Raw genomic sequence first — 15,547 nt, forward strand, 5'->3', positions numbered from 1 at the left:
CCCCTCTTTACCCTTTGACCGCGCCGAGCAGAACGCCCTTGGCGATGTAACGCTGCAGGATGATGGCCATCAGGATCACGGGAATGATCATGATGACGATGATGGCGCACATTTCCCACCACAGGATGCCCTTTTCGCCGGCGTTCTTCGCCGCCACCATGATGGGCATGGTCTGCGCCTTGGCCGTGGAAAGGAACACGGCGAAAATGTATTCGTTCCAGTTGAGGATGAGCGTGAGCAGCGTCGTGGCGGCAAGGCCGGGCCTGGTGAGCGGCAGCACGATTTCCCAGAAGATGCCGAAGCGGCTGGAGCCGTCGAGCTGGGCCGATTCCTCAAGTTCGACCGGCAGGCTTGCGAAGAAGTCGTGCATCAGCCAGACGACGATCGGCAGGTTGCCCACCGCATAGACGATGATCAGCGCAAGGTGCGTATCGAGCAGGCCCACCGCCTGGAACATCATGTAGATCGGAATGATCACCACGATGGGCGGCAGGATGCGCTGGGAGATGATCCAGAAGAGGATGTCGCCGTTGCCGAGGCTGGCCTTGAAGCGCTTGCCGAGCGACCGGGCCAGCAGGAAGAACAGCGCCAGGGCGGCGGCGGCACTCACGTACCACGGAATGCCCATGTAGCTGGTGGCGAGGATCATGGCGAGCGCCAGCAGCACGAAGACCACGGCGTTGCCGAACTTCGGCTTGTACTCGAAGCGCACCAGCGCATAGGCGGCGAGGCTTCCCACAGAGACGCACAGCGCCGTTGCCGCAAGGCCGATCACCAGCGAGTTCGTGAAGGCCTGATAGACCTTGCAGATCTGCGGCTCCATGGGCGTGATGGTGACCACGGGCGAAACGATGAAGGCCAGCGTGTTGTGGACAAGCAGGACCAGCTGGCGGCCGAGCGAGTAGAGATCGCAATAGGGATCGACCGAGAAGTGCACGCGCCAGGCATCCAGCGTCGGCTGGAAGTCGACGAAGGGAATGTAGAACGGGCCCTGGTTGACCGCACCCGCATCCTTGAACGCGGTGATGATCACCCAGTAGATCGGGAAGATCACGAAAAGCGACCAGAAGGCCAGCAGGCTGTAGGCCACGACCTTGGCAACCGGCGACATCTTGCCGACGGCAGGAGGTTCGAAGAGCCGTTCCATCAGGCTCTTGTTGGCTTCGACGAGCTTGAAGGACTGATCGCTCATTTCACGTTCCTCAACTGGCCGAGAACCACATAGTTGAAGAAGGACGAGCAGACGACGACGGTGAGGATGAGCAGCAGGTAGGCCACCGCCGCGGACGAGCCCATGTCGTTGGCGCGCCAGAGGAAGTAGGAGTGCAGCGTCATCGACTCGGTGGCGATGCCTGGGCCGCCCGATGTCATGATGTTGGGCAGGTCGACGATCTTGAAGGCCTCGATCATGCGGATGAGGATCACCGTCACGGCGACGGGAACGATCTGCGGCCAGGTGATCTCGCGGAAGATCTCGACGCTCGATGCGCCATCCACCTCGGCGGCTTCGATCTGGTCCTTGGAGACGTTTTCAAGTGCCGCCAGCATGCAGATGAAGACAAAGGGAATCCATTGCCAGGAATCACCCAGGATGACGAAGAAGCGCGCCGCCCAGGCATCGGTGGACCAGGCCCAGTCCTGCAGTCCGATGAGATTCCACAGGGGCTGGAGCGGGCCCTTGGTGATGTCGAGCACCATCTTGAAGGCGTAGCCCACGCCGAGCGGCGTGATCATCAGCGGGATGAAGAAGAGAACGCGGAAGAAGTTCTTGCCGGAAATGGGCTGCGAGCACAGGAAGGCGAGCCCGGTTCCGATCACGAACTGAACGAGACAACCGATGATGACATAGAACAGTGTTGTCATCAGCGTGCCCCAGGGATTTCCGGAGAGCAGCGTGGCGCCGAGAATCCAGCCCACGAAAATGAACATGGCGGCCGAAATGGTGCGGCCGATCATGCCGACCCAGGTGGAGCCCTTCTGCCAGGAGCGGAACAGCCACCACCCGGCGGCACCGATGACGGCCAGCGTGAAGATCGAGCCGAAGGCACCCATCTCGTTCACGCGGCCGAGGAAGTGGGCCTGCTCGTTGCCGGAGAACTGGGCGAGGAAATTGTCGAACCAGACGAAACGGAAGCGCAGTCCGTTGCCGGTGAACTTGACGCGGCTGAGCGCGAAGACGATCGAATAGAAGGTCGGGAAGATCGCGAAGATCAGGATGAGGATGACAGCAGGCGCAATGAAGAAAGTGCGCGCATGCCGGTCGAACCATTCGCCCAACCCTGCGGCCCCCACCGTTCCAGCCGGGGTTGCCCCCGGCTGGTGATGTGTTGAAGCGGCTGACATTGCCGTGTCTTAGAGTCCGAGGGCCAGAGCCTGGGCCTTGATCTGCTCGTCGCGGCCGAAGTCCTCGGTGATCTTTTCCCAGCCCTCTTCGATGTTCTTGAGAGCTTCGTCGACGGTGATTTCGCCAGCGAGGTAGCGGGCGAGTTCGGTGTCGAGCACGACGCCGGTATACTGCTGGGCACCCGGGATCTTCATGTCAGAAGCCATGTTCGGGTTGTTCAGCGCACCGTTGATGGCGCCGAGGTAGTTCTCGGCGAGATCCTTCGGCATGCCGGCCTTTTCCCACAGGTCAGTGCTCTTGAGCTGCGACAGACGGTAGGGGTTGTAGCCCGTCGAGCCGATCGTCACGTCGACGTTCGATTGCGCGGCCTGGTTCATGTAGGACAGGAAGGCGTAGGCAGCTTCCTTCTTCTTGGCGTCGGCCTTGGCGTTGATCGCACCAGCCCAGCCACCGAAGGCGGCGAACGGAGCGTAGTTGACGCCATCAACCGAGTAAGGCGCATTTTCCTTGGTCACGGGGACCAGCTTGCCGCTTGCGCGATCAAGCACTTCCTTCGAGCCCACGGCCGAAACGGCGAAGATCTGGCCCTTCACCTTGGCGGCATCGGGGTCGAGCTGCAACGTGCCTGGATCGCCCCATTCGATCAGCAGGCCGCAACGGCCGGCCTTGAAGAGCGCGCGGGTGTCGCCGATGTCCATGTTGAGTTCTTCAGGCGGACCGTACTTGCCCGTTTCCTTGTAGAGCTCGAACGCCTTCTTCCAGGCTTCGTTGTTGATCAGCGGCTTCATCGTCTTGTTGTCGAAGTGGAAGCCCTGGGAGGTGCCCTGAGTCTGCACGAAGGACGCGGCAACAGTCTGAATGGCGAAGTAGGACTGGGCATTGCGCTTCTTAAAGATGCAGGAGCCGTAGTCCGGCGTGCCGTCGCCGTTCATGTCCTGGCCGTGGATCTTGGAGGCCACGTCGATGTAGTCCTGCCAGGTCTTGGGCGGCTGCAGACCGGCCTTCTCGAGCACGTCCTTGCGGTAGTAGACCATCTGGAAGTCGCCATCGAGCTGGACGAGCTTGTACTTCCCGCCGATCTTCATGCCGAAGTCGCGGAAATAGGGAGCAAGGTCGTTCGTGTCGATCTTCGTATCCTTGGCGATATAGGGATCGAGATCCTCGAGCAGGCCGGCGGCGTCGAGTTCAACGCCCCAACCGGCGGCGAACACGCCGACGTCGATCGAGTTCGTGCCCGTAGTCCAGTCGTTCTGGATCTTCGGGAAGATTTCAGCGAACGGCACTTCGTTCACGACGATCTTGGCGCCCGTTTCCTTTTCGAAGGTCACGCCGCGTTCCTTGAGCGGACCGGCGATGACCGGGCCCGGACGCGTCAGGATGTTGATGGTCACGCCATCGAATTCACCGGCGCTGGACGAAGCCGCAAGACCGGTCAGAGCAACGGCTCCCATCAGGGCGGCCGCGGCAAACTTCATGATTTTCATTGGTTTTCCTCCCACTTATGAAGTTCTTATTTGTACGACAACTGACTTTTTTCATGTCAGCTTGGCGCAAGTTGTACCCAAACGTGCGGTTCTGGCAAGATGAAAACAGTGCCTTAAGTTTGATCAGCGCGTCACGCTCGGGCGTACGCGCTCATGAACAATTCTCATGCAAAAGATGACTGGCATGCTCTTCGCATCTGCAACGAAGACGATGCTACCGCGTCCGCTGCGCTGTTGATTTCCGGACAATCAGTTCCGGCGCAAAGAGCTGGCGCGTGGCCTCCCCGGCATCACCGCCGAGGCGCCTCACGAGCGTCGTGAAGGCGGCTTCCGACATGGCCGCGATAGGCTGCTGCACCACGGTGAGCGCCGGTTGAAACGCGGTGGCCCAGGGAAAATCGTCGATGCTGCACACCGACACATCCTGCGGCACGCGGAGGCCCATGTCGCCCAGGGCACGCATGACGCCGATCAGCATGAGGTTGTTGGCAACGAAGAGCGCGGTGGGAGCGCCCTTCCCCTGCATCAGCGTCCGGCAGGCGGCATAGCCATCCTCGAGACGGAAGTTGCCGCTCGCAATCAGTTCCTCGCGAACGGGATGACCATGCTTCCGCAAAGTATCGCGATAACCGGCAAGGCGTTCGCGCGCCACGTGCTGGCGCGGCAGGCCAGCGACCATGCCGATTGCCGTGTGGCCGAGTTCAAGAAGATGCGTCACCGCAAGCGCAGCGGCATTGCGGTTGTCGAGACTGATGCAATCAACTGCAAGGGCGGGAAAGGCATTGTCGATCGCCACTACCTTCATGCGGCCTGCGGCGAGTTCACCTGCATCGTAATCCGTCTTGCCGCCGGCAGGACCGAGGATGGTCCCCGCCGCCTGGTGCGAGCGCATGAGACGGAGCAGTTCAGCCTCCCGCGCCACATCGTGGCCGCTGATGCCGAGCAGCACCGAGTAGCCGCTCTGCCGCGCCAGCGTCTGGATGCAGTCGACAACCTCGGTAAAGAACGGGTTGGTCACGTCCGAAACGATGAGACCGATCAGCGACGACGTTCCCTGCCGCAGCCCCCGCGCAACGGAATTGCCCTCATAACCCAAACGCTGAACAGCCGCGTTTACACGCTCGCGCAGTTCCGCGCTGACGGGGGCCGCGCCCGAGAGCGCGGCCGAGACGGTGTATACGCTGACGCCTGCCGCCCGCGCGACATCCTTCATCGTCACCATGAAACGCAGTCCCGATCGTCGGTGATCAGTTCCACCAGCCCCTGTGATCCTTCTTCGGCTGGCGCAGCACGCCGTCGCCATCCTTAGGCGGTTCGATCTCGAGGAGATAGCGCTTCACCGGCGACATGCGGTTGTAGAGTTCGGGCGTGAGGTAATCGAGCTGCAGCAGCTGCTGCGGCAGGTCACGGCGCGTGTAGGTAAGATGCAGCATGCGGCGGTGCTTGTCGGATTTCTTCACGGTGCCGCTGTGCCACATGGAGGAGTTGCAGATGATCGCCGATCCTGCCGGGGCCTCCACCATGATTTCGCCGGGATAGGGCGCAGACAGGTCCTTGGGCACGCGGGCCGCGTCTTCGGGCGACAGCGGCTGCGGTTCCCAGTCACCGATGTTGACGTAAGGCACATTGATCGGCGCCCACCACTGGGAACCGGGCACCACGCGCGTGGGGCCGTTGTCGAGCGTCATGTCGTCGAACATGATCATCGAGTTCACCACCCACCAGTCGTCGTCGAATTTCTTCGGCACGTCCACATGCAGGTCCTGCTGGCCGTAGCCTTTCACCGGATCGCGAACATTGGCGCCATGCACCTTGATCTCGCCCAGCGCATGGGCGGAGGCGGCGAGGATTTCCGGAATCCACAAACATTTGTCGAAGGCATCGGTCTTGTTGAAGATGTTTGAAAGACGGCGCGCGCCGGGTTCAACGTGAACCTCGTGGCCGCCCTTGTCGTTTTCGGCGGCGTGGATCTGCTCGAAGGCGTCGCGCATCTTCTGGCAATCGTCCTTGCTCAGCACATTCTCGACGATGAAGAAGCCGAGCTTGTCGAATTGCCGCAACTGCTCGGCGCTCAACGTGCCGGGGCCGACGCCCAATTCCCGCAAAGCCTGTTTCGTATACATGCGCGTTCCTCCCATTTTACCCATTGGCGGGCAGACCGTAGCTAATCGATTAGGATCAGGCAATATGCATAATTGCCGGGCATGGCGTCCGGATAATTCAACGCTGCAATGCAGCGATGCTGCGGCCGATGAAGCGCTGCACTGCGGCAGCGAGCACAAGGGCGGGAACCGCCATGAACACGGCTGCGGCCGCCATGTGCGAAAGCTCCTCCGCCTCGCCACCGGCCTGCGCTTCCTTCATGGAGAGCTGCCCCACCATCCATGGCGTCAGCGTGCCGGCATGATCGAAGGTGAGATAGGCGGCGAAGAGATATTCGTTCCAGCAGAGAATGAAGAGCAGCAGACCGGTGACGGCAACTGAGCGGAGAATCATCGGCAGCAGCACGGAAAAGAGAATGCCGAGATGCGATGCGCCATCCAGCAGGGCCGCCTCCTCCTGATCCGTCGGCCGCTGCCCGAAGACCGGCGCCAGCAGCCAGAACGCGACGGGAAGATTGATTGCCGCATAGAGGCCGATCATCAGGCTCCGCGTATCCAGCATGCCGATGCTGGCCGCGATCACGTAAACAGGCAGTGCGATGACGACAGGCGGAACGACGCGGACAGCAAGCATGAGCTTGGCGAGGGGAAGGCGTTGCCCGCCGTGTCCGACGCGCGTTCCACCATAGAGCGCGAAGGCCACCGCGAGCAGGCTGAGCGCTGTTGCACCGGTGCCGATGAGAAGCGAATTGAAGAAGCTGGGCAGCAGGGTCTCGGCCGGATCGGCGAGAATGAAGCGCCATCCAGCGAGCGACGGGGCAAAGTCGAAAAAGGGCAGATAGTGTGGCGGACCCGCCAGATCTTCGACCGGACGGATCGACGCTAGCGCCAGCCAATACAGAGGAAAGGCGCAGATCAGCGACCAAAGGCCCAGCAGGATGTAGGTGGCGGCCCTGCCCGGTGATGTTCGCTGTTGCGGCCTATGCACGGAGAGGCCACCTCGCTTGATCATTCTTCTGCGGCCACCAACAGGATTAGCGAGGCCATGGGGCGGCTTCAAGGCCCGCCCCCCTCTCGCCCGCCTGCCCCATCCATTGCGAATGGGTCTTCCGGGCGTCGACAGAGTTGCTAAGGTTACGGAAAAGAAACGGGAGGATGTGGCAGACGATGGCGAACTATGACTTCATTATTATTGGTGGCGGCTCGGCGGGCTGCACCATCGCCGCGCGTCTGACGGAAGACCCGGACACGAAGGTTCTGCTGCTGGAAGCGGGCGGCAGCGACAAGGGCATGCTGTTCCAGATTCCCGCCGGCTTTGCCAAGATGACCAAGGGTGTGGCAAGCTGGGGCTGGTCCACCGTACCGCAGAAGCACATGAACGGCCGGGTGCTGTGGTACACGCAGGCCAAGGTGCTGGGCGGCGGCTCTTCGATCAACGCGCAGGTCTATACCCGCGGCAACGCCGACGACTATGAGGCCTGGGAGCGCGACCATGGCTGTCATGGCTGGAACTTCAAGACGCTCATTCCCTATTTCCGCAAGGCGGAAGGCAACCAGCGCTTCGTCAACGAATTCCATGGCGCCGATGGGCCGCTTGGCGTGTCGATGCCGCTTGCGCCCCTGCCCGTGGCCGATGCCTTCATCAAGGCGGCACAGCAGTATGGCATTCCCTACAATCCGGATTTCAACGGAGCCAAGCAGGAAGGCGTGGGCTTCTATCAGCTGACCCAGAAGGACGGTCGGCGATCGTCTGCGGCATCCGCCTATCTCGGGCCGGCGAAGTCGCGCAAGAACCTCGAGGTTCGCATGGGCGTGCTGGTGTCCCGCATCGTGATCGAGAACAACCGCGCCGTGGGCGTGGAGCTTGCCGGTCAGTCGGGCGCCGAGATCATTCGCGCCGAGCGCGAGGTGATCGTCACCTCGGGCGCCATCGGCTCGCCCAAGATGCTGCTGCAGTCCGGCATCGGCCCTGCCGACGAGTTAAAGGCGGCGGGCGTGAAGCCGGTGCACGACCTGCCCGGCGTCGGCAAGAACCTGCAGGATCATCTCGATCTCTTCGTCATCTCCCATTGCTCCGGGCCCTTCAGCTACGACAGCTATGCCGCGCCGCACCGGGCGCTCTGGGCCGGCATCCAGTATTTCATGTTCAAGCGGGGTCCTGCGGCCTCGAGCCTCTTCGAGACAGGTGCCTTCTGGTATTCCGACAAGACCGCCCCCCTACCCGACATCCAGCTTCACTTCGGCCAGGGCTCTGGCATTGAGGCTGGCGTGGCGAAATCGGCGAATGGCGGCGTCACGCTCAATGCGGCCTTCATGCGCCCGAAGTCCCGCGGTTCGGTCAAGCTGAAGAGCGCCAACCCCACGGATGCGCCGCTCATCGATCCCAACTACTGGCAGGAGCCGGAAGACCTGCGCCGCGGCATCATGGGCGTGCGCCTGGCACGCGACATCCTGCGGCAGCCCGCGCTGAAGCCGTTCCTGGCGGGCGAGCACCTGCCCGGTTCTGCCGTCAACACCGACAAGGAAATCTTCGAGTACCTGGCCGCAAACGCCAAGACGCAGCATCACCCCGTCGGCACCTGCAAGATGGGCGTGGACGAGATGGCGGTGGTGGCGCCCGACCTCAAGGTGCGCGGGCTCGACGGGCTTCGCGTCTGCGACTCCTCCATCATGCCGCAGATCAATTCGTCCAACACCAACGCCCCCACCATCATGATCGGTGAAAAGGCGGCGGACCTGATCAAGGGCAATCGCGTCTCGCCCTGAGGAAATCGCGAGTTGATTCAGGGAGATAAGACCGCCTGCTGAAACGGCGCGTGAAGAACTTATTGCGCCGTGAACCCGCCGTCGATGAGGATGTCCTGCCCGCAGATCATGTCCGACGCGGAGGACGCGAGAAAGAGCACGAGGTCGGCCACCTCGGTGGTGCGGCCGAAACGGCCTGCAGGAATCTTCGCCTTCATGGGATCGCCCTTGGCGGGATCACCCCAGACCATCTCGCCCATGGGCGTGAGGATCACCGTGGGGCAGACGGTGTTCGACTGGATGTTGTGCTTGGCCCATTCCACCGTCATCACACGAGTCAGCATGTTGAGACCGCCCTTCGAAGCGCCATAGGCACCGTGATCATCGAGCGCCACCACGCCCGACTGGGACGAGATATTGATGACCTTCCCCATCTTCTGTTTGATCATGTTGGGCACCAGCGCCTGGGCCAGCAGATAGGGCGCCCGCAGGTTGACGTTGTTGACCCACTCCCAATCCTCGGGCGGCGTATCGATGATCGACTTGATGGTGGTGACACCGGCATTGTTGACGAGGATGTCGATGGTGCCGAAGGCGGCGAGCGCCAGGCGCGCCGCCTCACGCGGGCCCTCGATGGTGGCAAGGTCGGCCTCGATCGCCACGCATGTGCGGCCGAGTGCCTCCACGTCCTTCTTCACCGCGGCAAGCCCTGCCGGGTCGCGGGCGACGGCGGCGATATCGGCGCCGGCTTCAGCGAGGACACGGCAGATTTCCGAGCCGATCCCCTTGCTCGCTCCGGTGACAAGGGCACGGCGGCCCTTCAGTGAAAAGCGGTCGATCCATCCGGTCATCGTGAATGCTCCATGCGGCTGTCCGAAAGAGTCATCATCGCTCCGCTGCCGCGATGCAAGCGGGAAAGCGCCGGTTAGCGCTGGCCTCGCTCCGCAGGCGCAGGCGAACCTGCCGCCAGCGCGTTTTCCACATGGCGCAGGCACATGGCGACCGCATCGGCATGCTTCAGCCGGGCCGGATCGAGGCAGCGCTGCAGCCAGACGCCATCCACCATGGCGATGAGAGAGGCCGCGATCTCGTAACTGTCGGCGATGATGCCACGCTTCCGCGCCGCCGCGTTGATGGTGCGGGCGATGGACTCGCGATAGAGGGCATAGTGCTTGCGGTGCTCCACCTGCAGATGCGGGTTGCTGGCGATCTCCCCCCACAGGGCCAGCCAGATGCGCAGGTTTTCCTGATTGGCGGGAAGCTCGTCGAGCAGCCAGTCGAGAAGCCTCGCGATGTTGCCGCCCGTCTCCTCGTCCGAGATGACGGGCGCCAGCATCTGGTTGTAGGCCGCTGCATAGACGGCAGCGGCAAGCCCCTCTTTCGAGCCGAAGTGATGGACCACAAGACCCTTCGAGACATTGGCGGCGCGGCAGATATTATCCACCGTGAAATAGGTGATGCCGCCCTTGGCAAGGCAGGAGAGCCCTGCCTTGATCAGGTCTTGCTTGCGGTCCTCAGCGCTCTTCCGGCTGAAGCGGGGGGCTTTCTTTGCTGTGGTCATGCCTTGGTGAACAGAACCGGGTTGGGATGTCCATCCGCGAGGACGACCGGCTTCAGGTTATCGTCGTGCACGGCGAGGTAAGGCTCGAAACAGATGAAGATGAAGCCGCCGGATTGCTCCATCAGGTCTTCCATCTTGTTGAAGATCTCTTTCCGCTTGGCATCGTCCTGCTCGACGAGGCCTTTCTGGTAGAGGTCTTCGAACTCCTTGCTGTCGAAGAAGGACCAGTTGTAGACGCCGATCTGGTCGGGCCGGAACCACACGAGATTTTCCGTGGGGTCGATGCCGCCCGCGAAATTCATCAGGACCAGTTCGATGGATTTGTAGCGGTCGCCTTGCGTCTTGTCACCCAGGGCCCAATAGGCGGCATCCTCGGTGGGCTGGATCTCGACCGTGATCCCCGCCTCTCCCAGGCTCGCCTGGATGATCTGGGCGATCGCCTGCTGGGTGGAATCGGTCTGGCAGTAGAGCTTGAGCGAGAGATCGCTCACACCCGCCTCGGCCAACAACGCCTTGGCCTTTTCCACGTCCCGGGTGGCGATGATGTTTTTCTCGCGGGCGAATTTCGTGCCCGGCTGCACTACGCCGACGGCGCGGGTGACAAGCCCGTCATAGGCGCCCTGCACCACCGCATCGCCGTCATAGGCATACTGGATGGCCTGGCGGACGCGCGCATCCTTCAGCGGCTCGGCATTCATGTTGATGGTGAGCCAGACATAGCGCGTCGATTGCGCCTCGATGATCTTGGCGCCCTTGGGCGGGTTCGCCTTCAACTGCTTCGCTGCGCTGTTGGCGGCGCGGGTGAAGTCGAAGGAGTCCGCCTCGTAGGCGAGCAATGCCGCCTGATCGTCGGTGACGACGTAGTATTCGATCTTGCTGAAGGCGGGCTTTTCCAGCTTCCAGTCCGGATTGGAGACGAGCGTCACCTTCTGGTTCTGCTCCCACTTGTCGAGCAGGAAGGGGCCGCACTGCGCCGGGATCGATGTGGTGTAGCTGCCGCCCGCTTTCTCCACCGCCGCCTTGCAGACGATGTGGCCGCCATAATAGGGCAGCCCGATCACCATGATGGGCTTGAAGGGCGACTTGAGGTGCAGGATGCCGGACTTTGCGTCCTTCACTTCCACATGATCGAGCTTCTCGAACTGGTACGCCCAGGCGGAGTCGCTACCGGCGATGCGCTCGAAGGAGAACTTCACGTCTTCCGCCGTGACGGGGCCGAAGCCGTTATTCCAGGTGAGGCCATCGCGCAGCGTGAAGGCGAGCTTCTGCGGATCGAGCCATTCGATCTTCTCGGCGGCATAATTGGAGAGCGGATTGTCCTCCCGCATGTCGCCGAGGCGGACGAGGGTGACCTGGGTGCAGCGGGGAATGATGTCGTCGAGTTCGCCGATGATGCCCTTGGGATCGAGCACCTGCAGGTCGGCGGTGGCGCGGAGCCGGAGGGTGTCGCCATCGGCGGACCAGGCGATGCGGGGGCCGGCCGCGAGGCCTGCGAGCAGGGTTCCGCCGGCCTTCAGCAGGCCGCGGCGGTCGGTTCTCCATTCAAGCGTCATGATGTTCCTCCTGGGTAGGGTTCTATGATTGTTGTGTCTCCGGCAAAGTGGCAGCGCACGCCGTGGCCGGGTTCGACGGCGCGGAGAGAGGGAAGCTGCTGCCGGCAGAACGCCATGGCGTAGCGGCAGCGGGTGTGGAATTCGCAGCCGCTGGGGCGGCGGATGACGCTGGGGATTTCGCCGACGATGGCAAGATCGCTCCGGCGTTTGCGGGGATCGGGCTGCGGCTCCGAGGCGAGCAGGCTCTGGGTGTAGGGATGTTGCGGCGCGCGGAAGACATCCGCCGTGCTGCCCGTCTCCACCAGCCGCCCGAGATAAAGGATGGCGACACGGTCGGTCACCTGCCGCACCACCGCGAGATTGTGGGTGATGATGAGGAAGCTGACGTTCATCTCGTCGCGGAGCTTCATCATCAGGTTCAGCACCTCGCCCTGCACCGAGACGTCGAGCCCGGCGGTGGGTTCATCCGCCACGACCAGCGCGGGCTTGAGGGCCAGCGACCGCGCGAGGCAGACACGGCGCGCCTGCCCGCCCGACAGCTCATGCGGATAGCGCTGTGCGAAGGCGGCGGAAAGCCCAACTCGGTCAAGGAGTTCGATGGCCGCCTTTGAGCGATCCGTGAAGGGCACGCCGTGGATGACGAGAGGCTCCGTCACCAAGGCTCCCACCTTCATGCGCGGGCTGAGCGATGCGACCGGGTCCTGGAACATCATCGCCACGCTCCGGCGCAACTGCCGCTGCGAGGATGGCGCGGTGGCATCGAGCCCGTCGAAGGTGAGCTCTCCGCTGCTCGCCTTGGTGAGGCCCAGCATGGTGCGGGCGAGTGTCGTCTTGCCCGAACCGGATTCTCCGACAAGGCCGAAGATCTCGCCGCGCCCGATCGAGAAGCTGACATCGTTGAGGATATTGACCATCTCCACGCCGCCGAGAAGCGGCGCGAGGAAGGAGCCCGGTGGCTCGAGATCGACACGAAGTTCGTGGGCTACAAAGAGGTCGCTCATGGCGTCACCTCATAGCAGCGGACCACATGACCTGTGGCCACCGTGACAGCGGGCGGCGGCGTCACCCGGCAGCGCTCGCTCGCGAGGCTGCAACGGCTGGCAAAACCGCAGCCGGCGATGGGCTCGCTCGGGTCTGGCAGGCGGCCCGGAATGGTGGGCAGCGGCCCCTTGCCCTGTTCCGCCGTGGCGGGGTCGCAGGCGATGAGTGCCCGCGTGTAGGGATGGCGGGCATCGTGATAGACGGCGTCGACCGCGCCCTCCTCCACCACCTCGCCCGCATACATGACGTAGACCCGATCGCAGAGCTCGCCGATCACGCCCAGGTGGTGGGTGATGATGATGATGGTGCCCTGGTGCTCGCGGCGGAGTTCACGCAGCAGGTGGATGATCTGCGCCTCCATGGTGACGTCGAGGGCCGTCGTCGGTTCGTCTGCCAGCAGCACGTCGGGCGTCATCAGCAGGGCGGCGGCGATGGCGGCCCGCTGCCGCATGCCGCCCGAGAGTTCGTGCACGTAGCGGCGCATGTTGAGGGCAGGATCGGCGATCCCGACCTTGGCCAGCATGGCTTCGGCGCGCTCTTCTTTCTCAGCGCGGCTGCCCGGCATCTGCATCTGGAATTCGACAAGCTGCCGGCCGATGGTCATGGCCGGGTGGAAGGCCGTCATCGGGTCCTGGAAGATCATCGCGATCTTCCGGCCGCGAAGGGCGCGCCGCTGTTCGTTTGAGAGGGCAAGCACGTTCTCGCCGCGATAATCGAGCCTGCCCGTCACTTTCGCGTTGGGCGGCAGCAGCGTCATGATCGCCGAAGCAAGGGTGGACTTGCCGCAGCCGCTTTCGCCGACGATGCCAACGACCTCCCCCGCTTCGGCACGGAAGGTGACGCCGCGGAGTGCTCGCACCTCGGCGCCATGGCCGCGGTAGCTCACCGACAGGTCTTGCGTCGAGATGAGGGCGGTCATGCGGGCACCCTCCCCTGCAGCTTCGGATCAAGCGCATCGCGCAGGCCTTCGCCCAGGAAGGTGAAGCCGATGGTGGCGAGCACGAGCGGCAGGCCCGCGATCACCACGATGAAGGGCGCCTGACGGAGCGAGACATAGCCGTCATAGAGAATGTTGCCCCAGGAGGGCGATGGCGGCTTCACGCCAAGCCCGAGATAGCTCAGCCCCGCCTCCAGCATGATCACCACGGGCACGTCCATGGAGAGCACGATGAGAAGCGGACCCACCACATTGGGCAGCAAGTGGCGGAATATGATGCGGGCGTGGGAGGAGCCCATCACGCGCTCGGCCTCGATGAAGTCGGCGTGGGCGAGGCCCAGCGTCTGGGCGCGGATGAAGCGGGCATAGCCCGGAATGGAAATGAGGATGATGACGAGAATGAGGGTGAAGGTGCCGGGCCCCAGCACGGTGATGACGGCAAGGGCGAACATCACGGTCGGGAGCGAACTCAGCGAGTCGAAGAGCAGCACAAGGATGCCGTCGAGCCAGCGTGGGCCATAACCTGCGATGAGGCCGAGGATGAGCCCGCAGAGCCCCGCGGTGCCCGTGGCGGTGAGGGCCACGCCCATGGCGGTGCGCGCGCCATAGATGATGCGGGAGAGGATGTCGCGGCCCAGCTGGTCCGCACCCGCCAGATAGATGGAGTCAGGGCGGTGGAACTTGTCCATCACCTGGATTTTCAGCGGATCATGCGGCGCCAGCCACGGCGCAAAGAGCGCCATGGCGACGAAAGCCGTGACGAGTATGAGCCCCATCACCGCCATGGGATCGGAGAGAAGCCTGCGCCAGGCGCTACGCGGGTCAGGAGCGGATGGCATCGCGCACCCGCGGATCAAGCCGTGCGATCAGGAGATCGGCGGCGGTGACAACGAGAAGATAGAAGGCGGTCATGAACAGCACTGTGCCCATGACCACCGGATAGTTGCGCTTCTGCACCGCCGTGGTGATGAGCGTGCCGATGCCGGGGCGCGAGAACACCGTCTCGACGAAGACGGCGCTCGAGAGAATGGAGCCGAAGCCCACGGCGACGATGGCAATGGCCGGGATGATGGCGACGCGGAGCGCATGGCGGAGGATGATCCGCCCTTCGCTGAGACCGAAGGCGCGGGCCGTGCGGATGTGGTTGGCGCCCATTACCTCCAGCAGCGAGGCGCGCACGAGGCGGGCGAGATAGCCGACCCAGGTCAGGCCGATCGCCAGCGCCGGCAGGATCACTGCCTTGAGCTGGCTCCAGAGATCGCCCTCCTCGCCCGCACCGATGGCCGGAAGCCAGCCCAGCCACACCGAGAAGATAAGCAGGCCGTAGATGCCGATCACGAAGGACGGAATGGAAATGAAGCTGACCGAGAGGATGGCGAGCAGCTTGTCCATCCAGGTGTTGCGCCAGACCACGGCGAGGCAGCCGAGCAGGATGCCCGCCACGAGCGCACCGCCGATGGCCACTGCACCGAGGAAGAGCGTTTTGGGGAACGCCTCGAGGATCATGTCCACGACGGGCCGCTTCGACCACACGTCATAGCCGAGGTTGCCGGAGAGCGCGCTGCCGAAGAAATGGATGATCTGCATGTGCACGGGCTGGTCCAGCCCCATGCGTATGATCAGTTCTTTCTTGAATTCCGGGGTCGCCCGCGGGCCGAGAGCCAGTGACGCCGGATCGCCCGGCACCAGAAACACCATCGCATACATGGCGAGCATGACCACCACGATGATGATCAGGGCAAGCGAGATGCGCTTGATGGCGTAGGTCAGCACGGTTGCT

Annotated in this window: 14 protein-coding genes; 1 reads left to right on the forward strand and 13 read right to left on the reverse strand. The window is 63.1% G+C overall.

Annotated elements, in window-relative coordinates:
• Window positions 1-7: 7 nt before the first annotated feature.
• The 6 genes from QM801_RS12310 to QM801_RS12335 form a co-directional block, all read right to left on the reverse strand.
• On the reverse strand, window positions 8-1,192 hold the full coding sequence (locus QM801_RS12310) for a carbohydrate ABC transporter permease (protein ID WP_415019505.1): 1,185 nt from the start codon (window positions 1,190-1,192) through the stop codon (window positions 8-10).
• Entirely contained in the window at window positions 1,189-2,343 is a 1,155-nt protein-coding gene (locus QM801_RS12315) for a carbohydrate ABC transporter permease (protein ID WP_415019506.1), read from the reverse strand. Before QM801_RS12315 ends, QM801_RS12310 begins: the two co-directional genes overlap by 4 nt.
• A 9-nt stretch (window positions 2,344-2,352) precedes the next feature.
• Window positions 2,353-3,828 carry an ABC transporter substrate-binding protein gene (locus tag QM801_RS12320; protein WP_415019507.1) on the reverse strand — a complete coding sequence of 492 codons (1,476 nt, stop codon included), beginning with the start codon at window positions 3,826-3,828 and terminating at the stop codon, window positions 2,353-2,355.
• Window positions 3,829-4,042: 214 nt separating this feature from the next.
• A complete protein-coding gene (locus tag QM801_RS12325; protein WP_415019508.1) occupies window positions 4,043-5,050 on the reverse strand; it encodes a LacI family DNA-binding transcriptional regulator in 1,008 nt (335 codons plus the stop codon).
• Between the two features lie 25 nt (window positions 5,051-5,075).
• Window positions 5,076-5,951 (reverse strand): phytanoyl-CoA dioxygenase family protein, encoded by an 876-nt coding sequence (locus QM801_RS12330; RefSeq protein WP_415019509.1) that lies wholly within the window; start codon window positions 5,949-5,951, stop codon window positions 5,076-5,078.
• A 97-nt stretch (window positions 5,952-6,048) separates the two neighbouring features.
• Window positions 6,049-6,918 carry a carbohydrate ABC transporter permease gene (locus QM801_RS12335; protein ID WP_415019510.1) on the reverse strand — a complete coding sequence of 290 codons (870 nt, stop codon included), beginning with the start codon at window positions 6,916-6,918 and terminating at the stop codon, window positions 6,049-6,051.
• A 179-nt stretch (window positions 6,919-7,097) separates the two neighbouring features.
• On the opposite strand from QM801_RS12335, the gene QM801_RS12340 reads away from it, so the two are divergent.
• Window positions 7,098-8,696 (forward strand): GMC family oxidoreductase, encoded by a 1,599-nt coding sequence (locus QM801_RS12340; RefSeq protein ID WP_415019511.1) that lies wholly within the window; start codon window positions 7,098-7,100, stop codon window positions 8,694-8,696.
• Between the two features lie 59 nt (window positions 8,697-8,755).
• Here the strand turns inward: QM801_RS12340 and QM801_RS12345 are convergent, their stop codons facing one another.
• The 7 genes from QM801_RS12345 to QM801_RS12375 form a co-directional block, all read right to left on the reverse strand.
• The gene (locus tag QM801_RS12345; protein ID WP_415019512.1) at window positions 8,756-9,526 is read right to left on the reverse strand and encodes an SDR family NAD(P)-dependent oxidoreductase; all 771 of its coding nucleotides are present in this window, start codon (window positions 9,524-9,526) and stop codon (window positions 8,756-8,758) included.
• Window positions 9,527-9,600: 74 nt separating this feature from the next.
• Window positions 9,601-10,236 (reverse strand): TetR/AcrR family transcriptional regulator, encoded by a 636-nt coding sequence (locus QM801_RS12350; protein ID WP_415019513.1) that lies wholly within the window; start codon window positions 10,234-10,236, stop codon window positions 9,601-9,603.
• Entirely contained in the window at window positions 10,233-11,789 is a 1,557-nt protein-coding gene (locus QM801_RS12355; RefSeq protein WP_415019514.1) for an ABC transporter substrate-binding protein, read from the reverse strand. The genes QM801_RS12350 and QM801_RS12355 overlap by 4 nt, the downstream gene beginning before the upstream one ends.
• Window positions 11,786-12,790: an oligopeptide/dipeptide ABC transporter ATP-binding protein gene (locus tag QM801_RS12360; RefSeq protein ID WP_415019515.1), complete on the reverse strand. Its 1,005-nt coding sequence runs from the start codon at window positions 12,788-12,790 to the stop codon at window positions 11,786-11,788. Before QM801_RS12360 ends, QM801_RS12355 begins: the two co-directional genes overlap by 4 nt.
• Window positions 12,787-13,749, reverse strand: a complete 963-nt coding sequence (locus tag QM801_RS12365) for an ABC transporter ATP-binding protein (protein WP_415019516.1) — start codon at window positions 13,747-13,749, stop codon at window positions 12,787-12,789. Before QM801_RS12365 ends, QM801_RS12360 begins: the two co-directional genes overlap by 4 nt.
• Complete coding sequence (locus QM801_RS12370; RefSeq protein WP_415019517.1) at window positions 13,746-14,606, reverse strand: ABC transporter permease; 861 nt, start codon at window positions 14,604-14,606, stop codon at window positions 13,746-13,748. Before QM801_RS12370 ends, QM801_RS12365 begins: the two co-directional genes overlap by 4 nt.
• Window positions 14,590-15,540 carry an ABC transporter permease gene (locus QM801_RS12375; RefSeq protein ID WP_415019518.1) on the reverse strand — a complete coding sequence of 317 codons (951 nt, stop codon included), beginning with the start codon at window positions 15,538-15,540 and terminating at the stop codon, window positions 14,590-14,592. Before QM801_RS12375 ends, QM801_RS12370 begins: the two co-directional genes overlap by 17 nt.
• Between the last annotated feature and the right edge of the window lie 7 nt (window positions 15,541-15,547).

The sequence above is a fragment of the Aestuariivirga sp. genome (assembly GCF_047600585.1).
Lineage (GTDB): Bacteria > Pseudomonadota > Alphaproteobacteria > Rhizobiales > Aestuariivirgaceae > Aestuariivirga.